We start from the raw sequence: 17,552 nt of genomic DNA, 5'->3' as shown, positions 1-17,552 counted from the left end.
GCACACGCGCCGCCCGTTTCCACTCATGCATATATTCGACCCCATACACGAAGCGCATCGGCAAGCTTCGCCCCGCTCGCTCGAACCGACTTTCCGGAATCGCATACCGGCACTTCATAACGACGATCCGATGCCGTCAGCCTGTCACCGGGGCTTGCCCACGACCGTCAGAACGATCGAAAACGTATTGCTTGCGTCGGGTCCGAAATCCGAGCGGCGCGCATTGCCGATACTCACGCGTGACCGCTGCGAATCGACGAAGGAGCGATTCGAAAAGAAACGCTCGACGCTTGCCGGCGCACCGCTGTCGGCCGGCATCACGCCGGTACTCAGCACGAGGCGATTGATCCGGGCTTCGGCATTGGCGCTTTCCACCGTCCAGTGGCACGTTCCAAGGCCGAAATAGTCTTCGTCCTGCATCAGATCCGCGAACATCGTGCCCGTGTAGCGATTCCCGCCCACGCGCGTCAATTCGACGGGCACTGACCTCTCAAGGACCGGCGTCGCGCCGCTGCCTCTCAACACCCTGATGCAGCGGTCGTTCACGACCTGGTACAGCACATGGATACCGATCGAATCGAACGGCGCCGGAGCGTCCTTGACCGTCACCGTGATCTCGTACGGCCGACTCGGATGCGGATTCAGCCTGAAGGCGGGTTCGCGGCTCATGGCCGTGCGCGTGCACGCGGCCAGAATCAGCAGCGCAACGGCTACTCGCCAGCCATGCGGCGACGGTGTCCATCCGTCAACGCCGCTCGAACCTTTCATCGCCGCCATGAACCGCTCCGTCTGTTGTGATGCACAGATCGTCAGCACCCTCCCGTCGTCGACACGCGTCGCCCCGAGCGACGCGCCGACGCCCCGCTTCCGACTACCGGTGCAGTCACCGCGATTCGACGCGCGTCCTGACTAACGACGCAGCTCCGCCGGAACCGAACCCGAAGCCGCAACGAACCGGCCGTTCCGCAACTTCCACACCACGGCCTGCTGCGCGACTTTCCCACTGCGCCTGATCGAATAGACGACGCGGACCTGATCGGGTTGCGGCTGTCCGATCTCGACCTTGCCTTCGATCTGCGTCTCCTTCGCCGGGTCGTCCACGGCACCGCCGTCGCTATAGCTCGTCGGAATCGTGCCAAGTGACGCGATGCCGTCGCTCCGGAACACGAACAGCGCGACGGAGCCGTAGTCGTAACCCTGCCCGTTGCCATCGCCGGCGATCGTCATACCCTCGTCCGCGCCGTACCGAATCGCCGTGATTTTCCCGACGTTACCCATCCCGCTTCCACCATCCGCGAAATCGCGCCGGACCGTCACCAGCCGAAACGCCCCGTTCTCCGATCTCAGGAAATACGCCGACAGCCGGGCTTCGGTAACGGGATAGACTTCACCCGGCACCGAGCCCATGATCAGCACGCGCGCGTCCGGATACATGAGCGTTGCCACGGGAAAAATGCATGCGCGCGCCGGACCTTGCTCCGGCACATAGGCGGGATTCCGCCCGAAGATCATGGAAACGGCGTCACGCGTCGCGGCGTCTTTCTCCAGCGTATCCGTTGCGGACGCACAGAACGGCCGCGCGTCGCCGGCGTGCGCCAAGCCGGCATGCAAAAAGGCGACCGATACACATGCGGCGATCCACGCCTTCACTCCCGATCGCAATTCATTGATATTCAACGCATCCCCCGATGGACCATCGGTCCGCAATCGATCAACGGAAGTCAGCATGCCAAAAGACTTCGGTTTCCGCACCCGCCTCGCCATTCCTTAAATAAAATAACACTCCCCGTCGCGGATTCCGATACTCCCATGACCGAATTGCCCCGACTCGTCGCTACCCTCAAACGCCGGCTCAAGGCCGCGGGCCTCACCTACCGCGACGCCGCGCAAGCACTCGATCTGTCCGAGCCCAGCGTGAAACGCCTGCTGACGGACGGCAACCTGACCGTCGAACGGCTTTCCCAGTTTTGCGATCTCGTCGGACTGACGATGATCGAATTGCTGCAGGAGGCCGAGGCATCCCTTCCTTTGCTGCACACGTTGACCCACGAGCAGGAAGCACGGCTCGTCGCCGACGAAAAGCAGCTTCTGGTTACCGTTTGCGCGTTCAATCACTGGTCCGTTTCCGACATGGTTTCTCACTACCGGTTGACGGAAGCCGAGTGCATCAAGAACCTGCTCGCGCTCGACCGGATGGGCATCATCGAACTGAAGCCCGGCAACCGCATCCGGCTCCGGATTGCGCGGGATTTCGAATGGCTCGTGAACGGACCCATCCAGCAATTCTTCGTGCGCCAGGCGCTGCCCGACTTCATGGAAAGCCGGTTCGACATTCCCGACGAAGCGATGGGGTTCGTCCACGGCATGCTGACAAAGGCCGCCTACCAGCAATTGCAAACCGAGCTGCGTAAGTTGCGCACCCGATTTGCCGCATTGCACGATCAGTCGGCCAGCGCCCCTTTGCAGGAACGACGCGGCACCGCCCTCCTGCTGACCACCCGCGTCTGGGAGCCCGATGCGTTCCGGAAGCTCAAACGCGCTTCGCACGGGTAAGCGCCCGGACCGCTCCAACCCGCCGTGCTATTTTTTCGACACCCCGAACACACCCAGCTTTCTTTCAATTTCATTTCGCATGCCTTGAGACACACCCGCACGATGAAGCGCGGCGGGATTGAGCGGATCGCTCGCAAACGCACCCTGCACGACATCGTCGATCTTCAGACGACCCGCTTCATTCTTCAAGAAGAACAAGGAAACGTATCGATTGCGCGCGCAACCCCGAACGGCAACCACCGTGCCGTTGATACCATTCGAAACGTCATCGAATCGGTCTTTTCTTGCGCAATTGCCGCTGGATTCAGCATCAATCAGATAGTCCGTCTCGCCGTTCGTGACGTTATCGATGCCGGGGCTGCCGTTCGGCGTGGACACGATATCCGGATTCGCCGCCTCCTTCGCTTTCAAGTCATACCAGGCACGCAGGAAAGCGCGCGTGAAAAGACCGGCCTCCAGATCGGTCGGTGCGCGACTGGCGCCTCGCAACAGCTCGCTGGCGTCGTCGGCACGCCCTTCGTAACCAACAGCGAATTTCACGATCTCCGTCGCGCCGGCGCCTGCCGGCGGTACCGGTAACGCCGCATGCGCGGCAAGCGAAGGCGCGATCACGAGCATGGCCAGCCATGCTTCCTTCAAGAACATCACCGTCTCGCCCTCCCGATCCGCCGACTCATTCAGACAACCGGTACACACTCAACGGCGCGACCGGAACGCAAACGCCAAGCCAGCCGGGCGGCAATTCAGCGCCTCAGCCACAGCCCCATATGGTGGAACAACACCCACTGATCGTCATTCCGCTCGAGATAGACCCTGATCGTGTCGCCGGATTGCAGCGACAAGCGCAACGTGTTGGTCCCTCCCATCCAGTGCTTTGGCGTTTGCACGTTTTCCCGCGCCGTAAATTGAAGCCGCCGCTCGCCCGGCGGAAGCGCCCCTTTGTCGATCTGCTGCACTTCCATCGTGACCGTGTAGATGGCCGTCACGAGCCTGGGACGCGGGCGGAAGAAATCGACCAACGCATCGACGGCGGACCGCTCCACCGACTCCTCGTCCGGATATCGGACCTCGTCGTGCTCGACCACCGAATCCACATAGCCCGTTGCAATCAGATCGGCCTGACTCGCGAGCTGGTCGTCGCTCATCGGCGGCACTTCCGCGCGCACCGGCATCGCGAGCATCATCACCGTCGACGCGATTGCGATGCAGAACCTCGCTGCGATCAGGTTTCCGGCAAGCATGGAGCGCCTATGTTCGAAAAAGTGACGTGGTACGTGCCGCTTGGGTTGCGAGCGAAAACCTTGCATGCCGGAACGACCAAGAGCAATCGTCGCGGAAGCGGAAAACGCCTGCGGATTCCGATCTCTAGCAACATGACTCGAACGATCGTCGCTCCGCTCACGTCGAGCGAAGCGTATCCGGATATCGCGAAGAAATGCGAAGAATTTCCATGTCGCGGATGAATCTCCACCTTTTGTGGACGCAATTGAACATTCCGGATTCGTTGCCATGCGATAACGGAGTCCGACAACTCCAGCCGGTCGCCGGTACTGAACTGCCACATTCGTTCGTTGCACGATGCACCCGCCGCCAACCACGAGCCGTGCACCCCCGCCCGTCGTCCATCCCGTGTGCGATCCCTCGACCGGCTTTCGTCAGTACGACGCTTGTCCGGCAAGGCGACTGCACATCGCTGCGGCCGGATCCGCACGGGACGCCTGGCACGCCGTCTATTGGGTACGCACCGGAAAGCTGCAACCGGCGTAATACACATGGCGATCTGCATATCCGTTGCCATTACAGTGTTCACCGTTTTCTGAATTGCTTTGTCGAGGGTTGTATCGGCTCTCTTGCCTGAACTTCAGTGGTCCGGCGCGAGGAACGCACCCGGATCGCCGGGCGTTGTCACCATAGCCCGGAGCAGGAACGCAGGCCTGCCACCCTTGCACACTGGAGCGGTATTGCCCTTCGGCATGGGCACCCATGGCCCTTGCCAGCCATGCCAGTCCTTGCAGCCGTCGAATCCGTCGCATCGCGCGCATGACTGCACGCCCTCACGATCGCTTTCAGGACCAGGGCAAACTCTCCGTTACGCTCAGGAAAAAGAAAACCGATAGTGCCGACAGCGCCGCGACGAGACAGCCGAACGCAGAATTTCTTCTCCGCAACCTAAAAAACGCCACGACAAACAAGATCAGAAATACGACGAACCATATCGGCAAGAGTACGAACAGCAGCCCCGCACTGAGCACGAAGTGCCCCCCGCTCAACCTGGCCGGGTCGCCCAGCAGAAAAGTATCCGTTCCGACCGACGCCCATAGCGCCAGTTGACAACAGGCGATCAATGCAAGCGGAAAGTAGGCGACTTTTCCCGCGACGATCAGGAATCCGCCCTTTTTCTTGTCTTCCATTCCGAATCTCCTGGATCCGACTATTCGTTCTCGTTGTTCAACACCCTTGATGCGCAGGTGCGGCAACGGCCAGGTACGACTGCGTCGAACGTGCCGCCTGCAAGGTCCCGCCGCCGTGGTGTCGCGCGTGACAGCCTCTCGAGCGATCTCATCGCGCTGCCTTGAGCCATTGCACGAAGGTCGGGCCGTATTGCACCGGATCGGCATCGGCAGCGCTCACGGCTGGCCGCTGAGCATGGCGAAGGCCCATGACTTCGCGCGGCATGCAACCAAACCTGGCGCGAAAGACCCGACTGAAATACTTTTCATCGGCGAACCCGTGCTGCCAGGCAATGTCGGAGATGCGCGCTTTCGGCATGTCCGGATTCATCAGCACGTCATGGGCGCGATCCAGTCGCTGCCGCTGAATCTGTCGCATGATGCCGCCATCGCCCCGAAAGAGTTGATAGAGTTTAGCCCGGGAGACGCCGATAGCCTCGCCGATTTTCCCGGGAGTCAGATCCGCGCGCGCCATGTTCGCGTCGATGTATTGCCTGGCGCGACGGAACGACGCGAGGTCGCCCGCCGACCAGCCGTCGTTCCGCGTATCGCCCGGGCGCATCAGCCCGGCACGCAGAAGATTGTCGGTAGCACGCATGACATGAGGAATGTCGCCGGCACCCAGCTTTTCCATGTTGCGACGCAAGGTCAGCAGATGCTCCGCCAGGACCGCGCTCATCGCGGGATGGACGGCGACGCCGAGTCGATCCGGGCTCAACGAATGCAGCGTGTCGCGGCGAATCATCAATCCCACCACGTCGCCGGCGGTGGACATGCAGTCGAAAGGCCGGCTCATGTCGAAGAGGCAAAGGCGGCCTTCGTCCGCCGGGCTAGCTGTCAACTGCAGCCTCAGATAAAAATGATCGACACCGTCCGCGCGAATCTTCCGCTGCGTCCGGATCGCCCGATACGACGCGGCGTGATCGCGGCGCAGCCACTGATGCCACAGGAGCACAAACGGTCCAAATCGCATCGCGCGGAATTCGGCGTCGAAAGGCATGATCGCATCGGCCGACAACTCGTAGTCGCAGGTCGAGATTGCCGCGGCCCATGCGTTGAATCGCCGGTTTTCCGGCGTATCGATCGTCGTGAATCGGTAGGTATCGGCGTCCGAACGGGAAGACATCGCAGGTCACCGATATTCCGCGCCGGCCTGAACCGTACGCATGTTGAAAAAGTCGTCCCTCGTCGATGCATCGCCGTCGCGCATGCCGGGCGGATGACAGCGAGAAGCCGTTACCGGCGACGCTACTGGTTTCATGAGGTTCCTCGATTTTCAATCGCGGGCGCCGACTTCCCGCTGCCTGCCCATATCCCGCCAAGTCGCTCGAAGCGTTCGACGGTTCCGATTGCGGCGCGACAATGAATTCGCGATTCTTTGCCCACTCGTTCCGGATCACGCGAACCGTGTGGCAATTGCCTTCTTCGTCGTGCGTGCACTCTGCGCCATGCATCGGCGAAAGGCACGCACAACGGGCCGGAAGATCGCCGGAAATGCTTTCCGGCATCAAATTCCAATACTTTTCATCGACGCTTTCCGCGCGCCGGGAGGGCCCTGTCGGCCCGGCACCTGACTACCAATTTGCGAGGCCGGACAAACCTCGAGACGCATGGAGAACGCACCTGCGACGACCGGGAATCGTCGTTGCAGACAATGCGTCGTGCTCGTCAGGTTTCAGGTGGCCCGCCTCGGAATAGCCGGAATAGCCGGAATTGCACGGCATCGTCGCGCCTGTAGAACTGCGGGGATCGACACGCTGGGCGCGGGACGAGGTGCCTGCAAAGGCCGTCGCCACGACGCGAGGAAGAATCAAGGAACGCCCCGCATTGTCATGGCGTCTCGACAAGGAGCGGGGGGCGGCTACCCCTCGGCGCGGAGTCTGAAGAACTATTGAACGCGTTCCGGAAGGCTGCCGCCCAAACAATAGACGTGGCAATCCGGATAGCCGTGAGCCGTGCATGCAGCCGTGCTCTTCTGTATCGCCTTATCCAATTCCTGATCGGAGTTGTTGGCAAAAAACTTTCCGCCGTCCCCTATGACCATGGACCCGCATCCGTTTCGGTAAACGGATTGAACAACACATGAGGCTCCATGCCGAGCATGGCACCTGGCCAATGCCGGGCGAGTGGCTTCACCCTGGCTGACCGCATTCTCGACTGCCCCCAGACTGCCGCTGGGTCCATCGGTCGCCTGGGCACGCCAATGGTCATTCCAGCGAACCGCCGGGCCTTCGACTGGACCGGACACCTGGCCGCCCGGTCCGGAACCGCCCGAACCCGGAGCAGGTCCGCAACTCTGAAATCGCTGCCGCTGTACGGAATCATGCCTGATGGACAGCCTCCTTCGGCACGCGCGCCGGTGCTGAACGCCACTCCGATCCCCGCACCAGCAGCCAGCTCACGATGCGGATCTTCTTCATTACGCTCTCGAATTGATTGAACGCGAACAGGGACGCCACACCGGAGTCATGGACACGGCAATTCGGAGGCACCGCCTCCGGTGCGGGCCGCCATGGCTTTGGGGATGGCTTCAGCTACCGTTGCTGCGGCGCGCCAATGCACCCCGATCCGGCTGCCGGGCAATCGGCTCAACACGGTACCTGCCCGACCCACCCGTTCCCGTTGACGATGCATGTCCGCGACGGCCCGGGCGGCGGAGACTCGCAACGTCCGCCTATGCAACCCGGGTCCGTTCGCCCCGCGAATGGCGAACCGGTATCTTGCCCGGCCATACCCGGATGCCTGGCAAACCAGGCATTCAGGAAGCGCTTGTCGACCTCGGCCTTCCGGGCTTCAAGCTCGTCCCATCGTCTTTTCCAGTCTCGCGCCCTGGTCTTGTCACCGGAAGCCAGAACGGATTTAACCTCCACCAGCAATTGCCGCTTTTCCTGATCGAATTGGATATCTTCCTTGGGAACAAGATCTTTCGCGACCGAATCCCGATCCCCTTCGGTGATCTTGTCCATCGCCGCGATCGCCGCATCTATCTGGGCCGGCGTCGAGACAGGCGCCTTCCCGTTGGCAGCTTGAGATTTCGCGGGTTGAGCCGCCCAGGGCTGCCCCGTTGCTACACAGCCGGCAAGACCGGCCGCTGCAAGAATCAGCCCCATGGCCACGATCGAGGTACGCATCGAATTCCCCTGTGAAAATTATCGATTCCCATCCCGGTCATGCGACATACGCGGCGCATCGGGCGCGAGACGGGATGTCCTCTCGACCGGAAAATTTATTACGCATTGCTTTCATTTCCACACCCGACACGTGCGCTATTTTCTGAGCCTGAGCTATACCGACATTTTCCCGCGATCTTCAAGTCCTTGAAAAACGTCGGACCCGACACTCGCGATGCAGTCATCTACGGCTGAAATAGTTCTCGTCACCCAAGCCGCAACACCGGACGCATCTGGACGATGCGCTCTTTCGGTATATCCGGGTCAGTCAACACATCATGAGCACCATTCAGCCACTGTCGCCGGATCTGCCGCAAGATGCCGCCATTGCCCTGAAAGAGTTGTTCCGGAGCGCTTGATCGCTCATGCAATCCGCGTGTTCAGCACGGCGCCTGCCCGACCCACCCGATCCCATTGACGGTACATGTCCGCGGTTCAGCCGGAGGGGGCGTCCACTGGCAATGTCCACCGATGCAGCCCGGGTCCGTGCGTCCGGCGAACGGCGAGCCGGTATCTTGCGAGGCCATACCCGGATGCCGCCTGAACCAGTCGTAGGTAAAGCGCTTTTCGGCCTGATTCCGTCGCGCCGCGAGCGCGTTGTATTTCGCTCGCCAATCGCGCGCCTTGTCCTTGTCACGCGAGATCACGATGGGCCTGGCTTCGATCAGCAATTGGCGCATTTCGCGATCGATCTCCAGGTCTTCCTTGGGAGCGAAATCCCGCGCAATCCTGTCACGGTCATCCGCGGTGATCTTGTCGATCGCTTCGATTGCCTTGTCTACTTCTTCTAGCGTCGGTGGCGCCTTGGCCGCGGCAGGCGCGGCGGGCTGAGTGAGCGCCGGTTGAGCCACCCAAGGCTGTCGCGGCGCAACACAGCCGGCAACGCCAACCCCTGCCAGAATCAGCCCGGCGGCCATGATCGATGTGCGCATCAATTTCCCCTGCGAAAAATATCGAGTTCCGTCTCTGTCATACGACCTGCACAAGACAGCGAGCGCGGAACCGTCAGTGTCCAGTCGTGCGACTTCCGTCCGGACGCGTCACCGTTGCTTGCGCGTTCGCCACGCGCGTCGTCGTCAGATCCCGAACGACACGGGCATGTCTCCATCGGCCTTGAGCCATTGAACAAACGTCGGACCGGATATGTCAATTACAGACGCGCGTGGTTGAAATTGCACGGTGCGTCGACGCGCCATGGCTTCCCGTGGCGTGCAACCGAACGTCGCCCGGAAAATCCGGCTGAAGTATTTTTCGTCAACGAAACCATGACGCCGGGCCACCTGAACAATACGCTCTTTCGGCAGATCCGGATCCGTCAGCACGTCATACGCACGAGACAGTCGCCGCCGCTGAATCTGGCGCATGATGCCGCCACTGCCCTGCAAAAGCTTGTATAGCCTGGAGCGCGAGATACCGATAGCGTCGCTGATCTTCTCGGGCGTCAAATCGGCCCGTGGCAGGTTCGCGTCAATGAATTGCCTTGCACGACGAATCAACGCGAAATCAACCTCGGAAAGGCCATCGGGCAGCACCTCGCCGGGTCGCGTCAACCCTGCACGCAGAAGCGTATTGGTGGCCCGCACGATGTACGGGATATCGCCAACGCCCAGCTTTTCCATGTTGCCTCGCAGGGTAAGCAAATGCTCGGTGAGAATGGCACCCATGGTCGGATTGACGATGTCGCCGCGTCGATTCGGATCCAGGTCCTGGAGCATATCGCGGCGAACCAGCAAGCCGATGGCATCGCCCGCCGTCACGACACAATCAAACGGCAGACTCATGTCACATACATAAAGCGCCCCACCCTCGGCATGAACCCGCCTGGATCCGAACTCGCCCACCGCGCTGCCCGTCAACTGACACATCACGTGAAAGTAATCGAGGCCATCGGCCACGATCTTCCGAGCGCTTCGCACGGCGCGGTAAGACACGGGATGCTCCGTTCGCACCCAGCGCTGCGATGTCAGCACGAAGGGCCCGAAACGCATCGCATGAAATTCGGCATCGAAAGGCACCGTTGCGTCGGTGGGCGAGTCGCAATCGCAGAGCGACAGCGCCGCAGCCCATGCGTCGAAGCGTTCGCTTTCCGGCACGCCCAGCGTGGTGAACCGATAGGTATCCAGCGGGAAATCCGCAACCATCGTGGATCACCGATACCGGAAGCCGGCGCCGACGCGACGATCGCCCACGCAACGACGACAGGCACGACCGGCTCGTGCCGCCGATATCTGTCTTGCCGGGCACATCGCATGCGTCGACTCGATCAATCCGCCGATAAGCATTCCCGGTCCCTGCCGATCGGGTAGGCGATCGGCGTCATGCCCGGCACGATGAAAACCGTGCAGCCGAAACGCCTTCCCTTGCCGGCGGTCGCGTCGTACCCGACGTTCCTTCCGCCCGACATCCCGGTCGGTCCATCCTGCGCGTTGCCAAGCATGACGTCGTCGGACGATCCCGACCCCAACGTCCGCGCCGTCGACTTCTCGACGCAAGCCATGTCGATCTGCGTGGATCCGCGCGCCGACAAGACGAGGGGCATTCCGTGTCGGCTGCAACGCCTTCCGCATGGTCATGTTCTATCAACTTCCCGAGGTTTCATGCCCTCACACGCGCCGCAACACGCCAGCATGTCGCGGCGACCTCTCCATTACCCGGGTTCGTCTTACTGCACGTCGCCGAACCAGTCCTTGACCGTGCCGTTGCTGCTGTTGAATTCGAACTGCATCGTCTTGGCCTTGGTCGGCCCCGACGTTGCATCCACCATCTGTCCGGCGTTGGTCGCCTGGGCGAGAAGCCCCGCACCGGGGATGAAGCCCGCGGCCATGCCCGCCATCGACAGCAACCGGTTTCCCTGCCCCGGCATATGGACGTTGGAGTACACCCACATGTCCTTGCCCAGTTGAGGGAAGCTCTTTTTCTGGAAGGGGTCGCCGAACATCTGCGCGACGTCGCTTTCGGTGGTCTTGCCCGGAATGACATGGGCCTTGAGATAAGCGCTGTCGAATGGCGACGGACGACTGGCATCATCGCCCCCCATACCTGAACAGGCGGACATCCCGACACAGAGTCCGATACACACGATTTTGCGAAGCATGCTGAATTCCTGAAAGATAGGTGTTGCGACATGCGAACCGAAGAACGCGCCGTACAAGCAAACAGCCGTTCGGACGATGAGGACCAGGCCGCCGCCCCCAAGGGCGTAGCAGCCAGCCTCACGTACTCGGTGGCGGACTCACGATCCGGGGGTAAGGAAGCTCGTCTGCACCTCACTGACCGTCACCCCCTGCTCCATGACGTCAAGGACATACAGCAGCGCGAGATTGCCGGCCGAGTTGCCTGCCAGGGCTGCCGCAAACGCGCCCTGCGGATCTTTGCCGAACAGCGTCGGCGTGCTCCAGGCATTGTTCACGTAGCGGCTCGCAAAGATATGCGTCGAACCCGGTGTGCCCACATCGCTCCACGCCACCGTGGCATTCCCGGCATCGTCGAGGGCAAGTTGCGGCGGATGGTTTTCGCCGAGGTCCGGTTTCGTCGACAGCGCCTGCGCCGTGCCCCCGCCCGAAGACGACGGCCCCGAAAGCGACGAGGCGGAACCGCTCCCCGTCGAAGCATCATCGCCGCCACACGCAGTGAGCGCGAGACAGGTAGCCATCGCCATCCATGCAATGGGTTTCATAAGCGTCCCTTTTTTATTCAATCTCCAGCCGGCGCGGCCGTGCTCTCCAGACTTGCAAGCATGCTGTATCGCGTGCCTGGATCATCCATCGCGGCGCCTCGCTCAACCGCCTGGAATCGACAGACGCCGAACACTCACCACATTGCATGGTCACCTCGACAGCTAATCAGTATTCCTGCATTAAATTTCCGGTCATCGCTCGACATGATTCTTCGCGTCTCGCCATCGCCGTCCGAATCCCATCGGCGATGTATGGAGCGAGGCAAGCCGCGCTCCCGTTTTCAGGCACGAGATTACCGACGACGGGGATACTTGTCGCCTCTCATTTGGGAGAGATTTCCTCTTCCGGCGGTCGAAACAACGCCACGCTTCGCGCCACGAGCACTGCCACTTCAGCCTGTCGATTCGTGCCGGTCTTGAACAGGATTCGCTTCAGATGGGATCGGACCGTGCCCATGCCAATACCCTTGCGTCGGGCAATCTCATCCAGCGAAAGCCCCGTCCCGAGGTCGGCGGCAATGGCTGCTTCGGTCGGGGTAAAGCCGAACAACTCTCGCAAATGGCACACGCTCGCTGTCGGATATTCCGGGTCGCGCAGCAAAACGAGCGCCAGCGGCGTGGCCGTCCTGATCAGGCCGCTCGGCCTCAACGGACTGACGCTCAGCGTCAGGGGCAAACGACCGGTGCGTGGAACCTTCAACGTCCGGCCCAGCGGTTTCGCCCGGCCGGACGCCGTCGACACCGAGGACCGGATCAACTGCACAAGCCGCTCGTGCAACGCACTATCGTCAAGGCGTACGCGTCCTGCCAGACCATGAATTGCCTGGCTCGCGCGAAGCAGATACTCCGCCATCGCGTTCGCGTACAGCACATGACACGATTGATTCGTGACCAGCACGCCCGTATCGACGCGGTTCAGCGCTTCCAGCGCGGCTTCGTGCCGGACGGTGGACAAGCGTTGGCTCAACTGGAAAGCGCGCTGGATATGCGGAAGGAGAAACGCTGCCCTCCGGCGGTCCCTGGCGCCGAAGTGGCGCGCCGATTTCGGGCGGTGAATACCCAGCACCCCAAGCGCACCGTCACCGACCGGAAACAGCGTGCCGACGACATGATGGATGTCGAGTTCACACAGCCACTCCTGATAGAAACCGCTTTCGCGCTGCTCGCGCGGCGTAACGAGATCGCGATCCGTAAAGATGGTCTCAACGCTGCGCGCCACCGCGCGATTGACCCAAAGATCGTTCTGGTGCCAGTGGTTTGCCCAATCCAGGCGTGCCGGTGGTATCTGCAGATTATCGGTGCACTCGAGCAATTGCACGCTCGCACCGTCATGGAGCTTCAGAACGGCACTATTCGCGTTGAACGTCGCTGCGATCGTCGAGGCCATCCCTGCCCATCGACTACCGTCAAGCGAGGCGTCGTAAAGCCGGCCGACCAGGGCGGACAGACCGTTATCGAGGAATGTCATACCCGCTTCCCCATTCCGTGGGTTTCCGGTCCGCCGGGCCGGGCAACACAATCGCCGGCAAAAGCGACATGCCGTCATGCCCACCGCAAGCTGGACCTTTCATTGTCAAATAACGCGCGACAGGTTAATGCTTGCCACGCTTTTCAAAACATCTCCCATCCAGGAGATACCGCTGCCGACACTCCAAGGCACCAGGCCTATAATTTTTAAATACCCAAATTCGAATTCATTTAATCTCGTCACTTCATTTCATCTAAAATCCACGCTTTTTATTCATGCTCCGACGTATGCCACGACCGTGCTCGCGGCCCGCCAGCGCGGGAGAAGGCGCCAGGGAGTCGATTTTAGAGGCAGAGATGACACCGGAAGCATCTTAATCCATACTGTTTCAATTGAAGGTAGCGTAGCGTCTACACTTGGTGGACACGCGTTTTAATAAACACGAATTAGCTACTGAACGATAAATTTTTTACGTACCCACTGACGATTGACGCCCGGGCGGTCATGATTTTTACAACACAGAAAGGTAAACCTTTCAGCGACGGGTCACGACTTGGGGAGCAATCGCACCGCCCGTCGCGCCCAACGCCGTGTCGGGCGCATTAACCAATCAGTCATCCGAAAGTAACGCCGTGCAGTTGGCTGTGCCGGATTGCCGCGACGGGTGTGGGGCCGACTGCAAAGTCGAACTAACTTATTGCAATCATCGTGCCGCCATGGTTTTCGCTTTCTTCACCAGGCATGCTATCGTGGCAAGACCCTGCTGGCGCCTCGTCGGATGACCACCGGCCTGCGGCGCCGGCAGTATCGCTACCGCGGATGAACTGACTGGCCGCACGATGCCGCGCGAGCATGTTGGCTTGTCTGCCAACGATCTTGACTTCCTATGCCAAGCGACCCATCGCGTCCGCATGTCGAACGATTTTCGACGTCCGATGCCCCGCCTGACGAGCAATTCGAAGCATGGGCGGTGGAAGTGCCGTTCTTCGATTTTTCTCCGGACGGGAGCGCACGTGCTGCGTTCGACCTGCACTGCCAGCATGTCTCGTTCGGACCGTTCGTCCTCGAAAATCGCGTCTGGAAAGGAAAAGGCGGGCCGGCTGCGGCAAGCTTCGGCGCCGCTCGAACCCCGCGCCATGTCCGTGCGGACTATCACGACTATTACTGCTTCAACCTGCAAGTCAGCGGATCGCTCAGCCTTCGCACCCGATCCGTCTCGCAGATCAAGCGGGCCGCCGACTTGTACCTGCTCGACTACGGACGACCGTTCGAGTACATCGCCACCAGCGGCCACGAGATTTCCCTCGCGGTGCCGCGCTCACTGCTACCTCCGAAGGTAGAGCGGCTACACGGGTATTCGCTATCCCAAGGGTCGGTCGCCCTGCTACGGGACCACCTGCTTTCGCTTCGCGAAAACCTGCCCGGACTGAGCGCGGCCGAGCTTCCCTACATTGCCGATGCAACGACGCAACTGCTTCTGGCCTGCGTGCAGAATGCGTCCGACGGGCTCCCGGAATCCCCTCACGTCGTCGACGAACTGCTTGCCCGGCGCATACGTCACTACATCGACATGCATTTGCTCGAGGCCGACCTGACGCCCGATCGTATCTGCCGGGAAGCGGGAATATCACGTGCCAAGCTGTATCAGCTTTTCACCCCTTCCGGCGGCGTCATGCGCGAGATCCGTCAGCGTCGGCTCCATCTGGCTCATCAGGTGCTTTCGAGCGGCCAGCGGAGCAGCGAGAAAATCCGGACTATCGCACGACGCTTCGGCTTCATCGACGAGAAATACTTCAGCCGGATTTTCAAGACACGATACGGCTACGCCCCTAGCGAAGCGTTCGACCAGACACGGCAAGATCGGCGATAGCCGGGGCGCGACGCTTGTCGGTCGAAGAACGCTCAACGTGCCACCGAGCGCAGGGTCGACAAAGTGAACAGGGCCGGTTTGCGGAATGCGGTCAACAAGCGCGGCCCCTCCTCGGCGACGGCGAACGCGTCATGGCGCCGCTCGCGGCATAGACCACCGTCCGACACGGAAGCACCTCGCAAACGCACCCGATAATCACAAGACCGGGACCAACCATCTGGTTGGCCCCAATCTGGGATGGACGCTGCAGGTGTCAGCGCGCCCGATCGTTACGTATCGCCGCCCTCAGGACATATCCGGCGATCCGCGGATTCTCCTTGATTCGCCGGATGCTGTAGCCATACCAGTCGCGACCGTACGGCACATAGACACGCACATTGAATCCTTCGGCAAGCAGCGCATCGCGCGCCGGCTCGCATACGCCCAGCAACATCTGGAATTCGAACCGGGACCGGTCGATCCGCTCGCGTTTCAGCCAGGTGGTCAGCATATCGATCAATTGCGCATCGTGGGTCGCGATACCCACGAACGATCCCGCCTGTATCGCACTCGATACGTGTCGGGCGAAGTGCGCATTGATTGCCGCGCGATCCCTCGATGCACCGTCGACGAGATGCTCGTCTGCTTCCGCATAGATGCCCTTGCAGATGCGCATGCGGCTCTTGCGCGCCAGCAGTGGAACGATGTCGTCGTGTGTGCGCGTCAAGTACGCTTGCAGTGCGATTCCGATTGCATATTCGTCGGCTTCGAGCTTTGCGAACGCATCGAGCGTTTTCCGGGTGCAACCGATGTCTTCCATATCGATGCATGCACCGAGCCCGTGTTCTGCCGCCGATCGCAGTATCGCCGCGACTCTCGCCATACAGGCGTCTTCGTCGAGATGCAGCCCCAGCGCAGTCAATTTGATCGACAGTTCGGCCGGTTCATTTGCCATGCCGAGCGTCTCGACGAGATCGAGATAGTCGCGGGTCATCGACTCCGCCTGATCGGACGATATCGCACTCTCGCCCAGCACATCGACGGTTGTCCGGAAGCCGGCTGCGTGGAGCGCCTGGACGCGCGCAAGCGCATCGCGAAGCGTCTCGCCGGCGATATATCGACGGGAAATCCTGCGGATCAGCGAACGGGGAACGAGCGGGATGGCGCGAGCCGCCATCGCGTTGAGAATACGCATGTTGTGGTCTCTTGAAAAACGCAGTCGCACGAATCCGAATGAGGTCAGTCGATTCGAGCGACATCGCCGGACTGCCATTCCAAGCAGATCCGGAACGAATGCCAGGGCGGATGCAACCATTGCATCGCCAGTGGCGTTCAATGCGTTTTCGAGGGAGGCCAGGCAGCTGCGTACATTGTGCGAGGAGAGTCTTTTGCAGTTCGCTACGGGTGAGTGACTGCCTGCGTCGGTATGTCAGTCAGGCCTCGCGGATCGTAGCACGAGCCAATGAACGGCGGTCGTGAGCCGATGCGGAATGTGTCCGGCTCGTGACCGTGAACAGCCGGCGGCGGATTCAACCGCTCGATGTCTTGAAGCGATCGGTCCTCGCTCGACGTTTTGAGCATTCGCTCATCCAGCTGCCAGGCCTTGGGCCGGGCTGCCGATCACTTGCTCGACCAGCCAGCGCCGGGCAATGTCCGTGCATCGCGCTGGCCGCTCAAGCGTCGGAAAGTGTCCGCACCCCTCCAGCAACTCGAATCGCGCATGCGGCATGAGCCTGGCGACACGCCGACCGACTTCCGCCGGAACGAAGCGATCCGCTGCTCCCCAGATGAGAAGCGTTGGAGTCGTGCTCGTTGCCAGCGTCGACCAATGGTCCGAGCGGGTCGATGTCGCATCGGATTGTCGTGCAAACATCTCGGCCCCGGCATCACGAGCCATCTGAACGAACGCGGCTCTCGAGCCGACGTCGTCAGGGGGAATCGCGTTCTCGGCGAATTCCGCGAGCACTTGCTCATGCTCTCCTGTCCGGATCCTTCGGCTGGTGGCGCGAGCGACATCCGGGTACGGATGGACTCCCGGCTGACAGTTCATCAACCAGAGCCCACGCACGCGTTCGGGCGCGCGCGCGAAGACTTCCATCGCGACACTGCCCCCGTAGGCCGTGCCTGCGATGATGAACGGCCCGTCGATGGAAGCCAGCAGCCTCTCGGCACTTTCGGCGAGCGTGGGACAGGCCAGTATCCGAACTGACGGTGCGACCAGATCGCTCAACCCTTCGAGTTGATCGGCGTACATGCGTCCGTCGCATGGCATTGCAGGCAAAAAGACGAGCGGTAAAGGCATTGCACCTTGTGAGGACAGGTGGCGGGCTTCGGAAGCGATTTCGCAACCTCGCACAGCAAGGCGGCGACGTCCTGCGGATTGTCG

20 protein-coding genes are annotated in these 17,552 nt (G+C 61.1%); 4 read left to right on the top strand and 16 right to left on the bottom strand.

Features of this window, described 5'->3' with window-relative positions; genetic code table 11:
- Positions 1-144 precede the first annotated feature (144 nt).
- Both GQ56_RS40110 and GQ56_RS0111590 read right to left on the bottom strand, forming a co-directional pair.
- Complete coding sequence (locus tag GQ56_RS40110; protein WP_052001395.1) at positions 145-777, bottom strand: hypothetical protein; 633 nt, start codon at positions 775-777, stop codon at positions 145-147.
- Between the two features lie 132 nt (positions 778-909).
- Positions 910-1,728 (bottom strand): hypothetical protein, encoded by an 819-nt coding sequence (locus GQ56_RS0111590; RefSeq protein WP_152601729.1) that lies wholly within the window; start codon positions 1,726-1,728, stop codon positions 910-912.
- 81 nt (positions 1,729-1,809) lie between these two features.
- On the opposite strand from GQ56_RS0111590, the gene GQ56_RS0111585 reads away from it, so the two are divergent.
- Positions 1,810-2,553 carry a helix-turn-helix domain-containing protein gene (locus GQ56_RS0111585; protein WP_031398811.1) on the top strand — a complete coding sequence of 248 codons (744 nt, stop codon included), beginning with the start codon at positions 1,810-1,812 and terminating at the stop codon, positions 2,551-2,553.
- Positions 2,554-2,580: 27 nt separating this feature from the next.
- On the opposite strand, the gene GQ56_RS0111580 is transcribed toward GQ56_RS0111585, so the two are convergent.
- Both GQ56_RS0111580 and GQ56_RS0111575 read right to left on the bottom strand, forming a co-directional pair.
- Positions 2,581-3,198, bottom strand: a complete 618-nt coding sequence (locus GQ56_RS0111580; protein ID WP_031398810.1) for a hypothetical protein — start codon at positions 3,196-3,198, stop codon at positions 2,581-2,583.
- 98 nt (positions 3,199-3,296) lie between these two features.
- On the bottom strand, positions 3,297-3,794 hold the full coding sequence (locus GQ56_RS0111575; RefSeq protein ID WP_031398809.1) for a hypothetical protein: 498 nt from the start codon (positions 3,792-3,794) through the stop codon (positions 3,297-3,299).
- A gap of 9 nt (positions 3,795-3,803) precedes the next feature.
- Here GQ56_RS0111575 and GQ56_RS44170 point away from each other — a divergent pair, with 9 nt between their 5' ends.
- Positions 3,804-4,016 (top strand): hypothetical protein, encoded by a 213-nt coding sequence (locus tag GQ56_RS44170; RefSeq protein WP_152601728.1) that lies wholly within the window; start codon positions 3,804-3,806, stop codon positions 4,014-4,016.
- A gap of 603 nt (positions 4,017-4,619) precedes the next feature.
- On the opposite strand, the gene GQ56_RS0111570 is transcribed toward GQ56_RS44170, so the two are convergent.
- The 10 genes from GQ56_RS0111570 to GQ56_RS0111525 all read right to left on the bottom strand — a co-directional run bounded on the left by GQ56_RS0111570 (position 4,620) and on the right by GQ56_RS0111525 (position 13,317).
- Positions 4,620-4,964, bottom strand: coding sequence for a hypothetical protein (locus GQ56_RS0111570; protein ID WP_031398808.1), 345 nt, complete (start codon positions 4,962-4,964; stop codon positions 4,620-4,622).
- A gap of 148 nt (positions 4,965-5,112) precedes the next feature.
- Positions 5,113-6,129: a helix-turn-helix domain-containing protein gene (locus GQ56_RS0111565; protein WP_031398807.1), complete on the bottom strand. Its 1,017-nt coding sequence runs from the start codon at positions 6,127-6,129 to the stop codon at positions 5,113-5,115.
- A gap of 762 nt (positions 6,130-6,891) precedes the next feature.
- Positions 6,892-7,251, bottom strand: coding sequence for a DUF4189 domain-containing protein (locus GQ56_RS47215; protein ID WP_075122919.1), 360 nt, complete (start codon positions 7,249-7,251; stop codon positions 6,892-6,894).
- 340 nt (positions 7,252-7,591) lie between these two features.
- Positions 7,592-8,134, bottom strand: coding sequence for a hypothetical protein (locus GQ56_RS0111555; RefSeq protein ID WP_031398806.1), 543 nt, complete (start codon positions 8,132-8,134; stop codon positions 7,592-7,594).
- A gap of 419 nt (positions 8,135-8,553) precedes the next feature.
- A complete protein-coding gene (locus tag GQ56_RS0111550; protein ID WP_031398805.1) occupies positions 8,554-9,105 on the bottom strand; it encodes a hypothetical protein in 552 nt (183 codons plus the stop codon).
- A 144-nt stretch (positions 9,106-9,249) separates the two neighbouring features.
- Positions 9,250-10,314, bottom strand: coding sequence for a helix-turn-helix domain-containing protein (locus GQ56_RS0111545; RefSeq protein WP_031398804.1), 1,065 nt, complete (start codon positions 10,312-10,314; stop codon positions 9,250-9,252).
- 122 nt (positions 10,315-10,436) lie between these two features.
- Positions 10,437-10,712 carry a hypothetical protein gene (locus GQ56_RS0111540; protein ID WP_052007249.1) on the bottom strand — a complete coding sequence of 92 codons (276 nt, stop codon included), beginning with the start codon at positions 10,710-10,712 and terminating at the stop codon, positions 10,437-10,439.
- A 123-nt stretch (positions 10,713-10,835) separates the two neighbouring features.
- Positions 10,836-11,267, bottom strand: coding sequence for a hypothetical protein (locus GQ56_RS0111535; RefSeq protein ID WP_031398802.1), 432 nt, complete (start codon positions 11,265-11,267; stop codon positions 10,836-10,838).
- Between the two features lie 138 nt (positions 11,268-11,405).
- On the bottom strand, positions 11,406-11,849 hold the full coding sequence (locus tag GQ56_RS45855) for a hypothetical protein (RefSeq protein ID WP_152601727.1): 444 nt from the start codon (positions 11,847-11,849) through the stop codon (positions 11,406-11,408).
- 322 nt (positions 11,850-12,171) lie between these two features.
- A complete protein-coding gene (locus tag GQ56_RS0111525) occupies positions 12,172-13,317 on the bottom strand; it encodes a helix-turn-helix transcriptional regulator (RefSeq protein WP_031398800.1) in 1,146 nt (381 codons plus the stop codon).
- 563 nt (positions 13,318-13,880) lie between these two features.
- On the opposite strand from GQ56_RS0111525, the gene GQ56_RS47210 reads away from it, so the two are divergent.
- Together GQ56_RS47210 and GQ56_RS0111520 are read left to right on the top strand one after the other, a co-directional pair.
- Positions 13,881-14,099 carry a hypothetical protein gene (locus GQ56_RS47210; protein WP_152601738.1) on the top strand — a complete coding sequence of 73 codons (219 nt, stop codon included), beginning with the start codon at positions 13,881-13,883 and terminating at the stop codon, positions 14,097-14,099.
- A 188-nt stretch (positions 14,100-14,287) separates the two neighbouring features.
- Entirely contained in the window at positions 14,288-15,187 is a 900-nt protein-coding gene (locus GQ56_RS0111520; protein WP_052007248.1) for a helix-turn-helix domain-containing protein, read from the top strand.
- Positions 15,188-15,440: 253 nt separating this feature from the next.
- Here the strand turns inward: GQ56_RS0111520 and GQ56_RS0111515 are convergent, their stop codons facing one another.
- Together GQ56_RS0111515 and GQ56_RS0111510 are read right to left on the bottom strand one after the other, a co-directional pair.
- Complete coding sequence (locus GQ56_RS0111515; protein WP_031398798.1) at positions 15,441-16,361, bottom strand: proline dehydrogenase family protein; 921 nt, start codon at positions 16,359-16,361, stop codon at positions 15,441-15,443.
- A 390-nt stretch (positions 16,362-16,751) separates the two neighbouring features.
- Entirely contained in the window at positions 16,752-17,420 is a 669-nt protein-coding gene (locus GQ56_RS0111510) for an alpha/beta fold hydrolase (protein WP_235212688.1), read from the bottom strand.
- Positions 17,421-17,552: the final 132 nt, after the last annotated feature.

It is taken from the genome of Burkholderia paludis, assembly GCF_000732615.1.
Classification (GTDB): domain Bacteria; phylum Pseudomonadota; class Gammaproteobacteria; order Burkholderiales; family Burkholderiaceae; genus Burkholderia; species Burkholderia paludis.
Note: the sequence above shows the minus strand (reverse complement) of the source record. Positions and strands in the feature narration are given on the sequence as shown.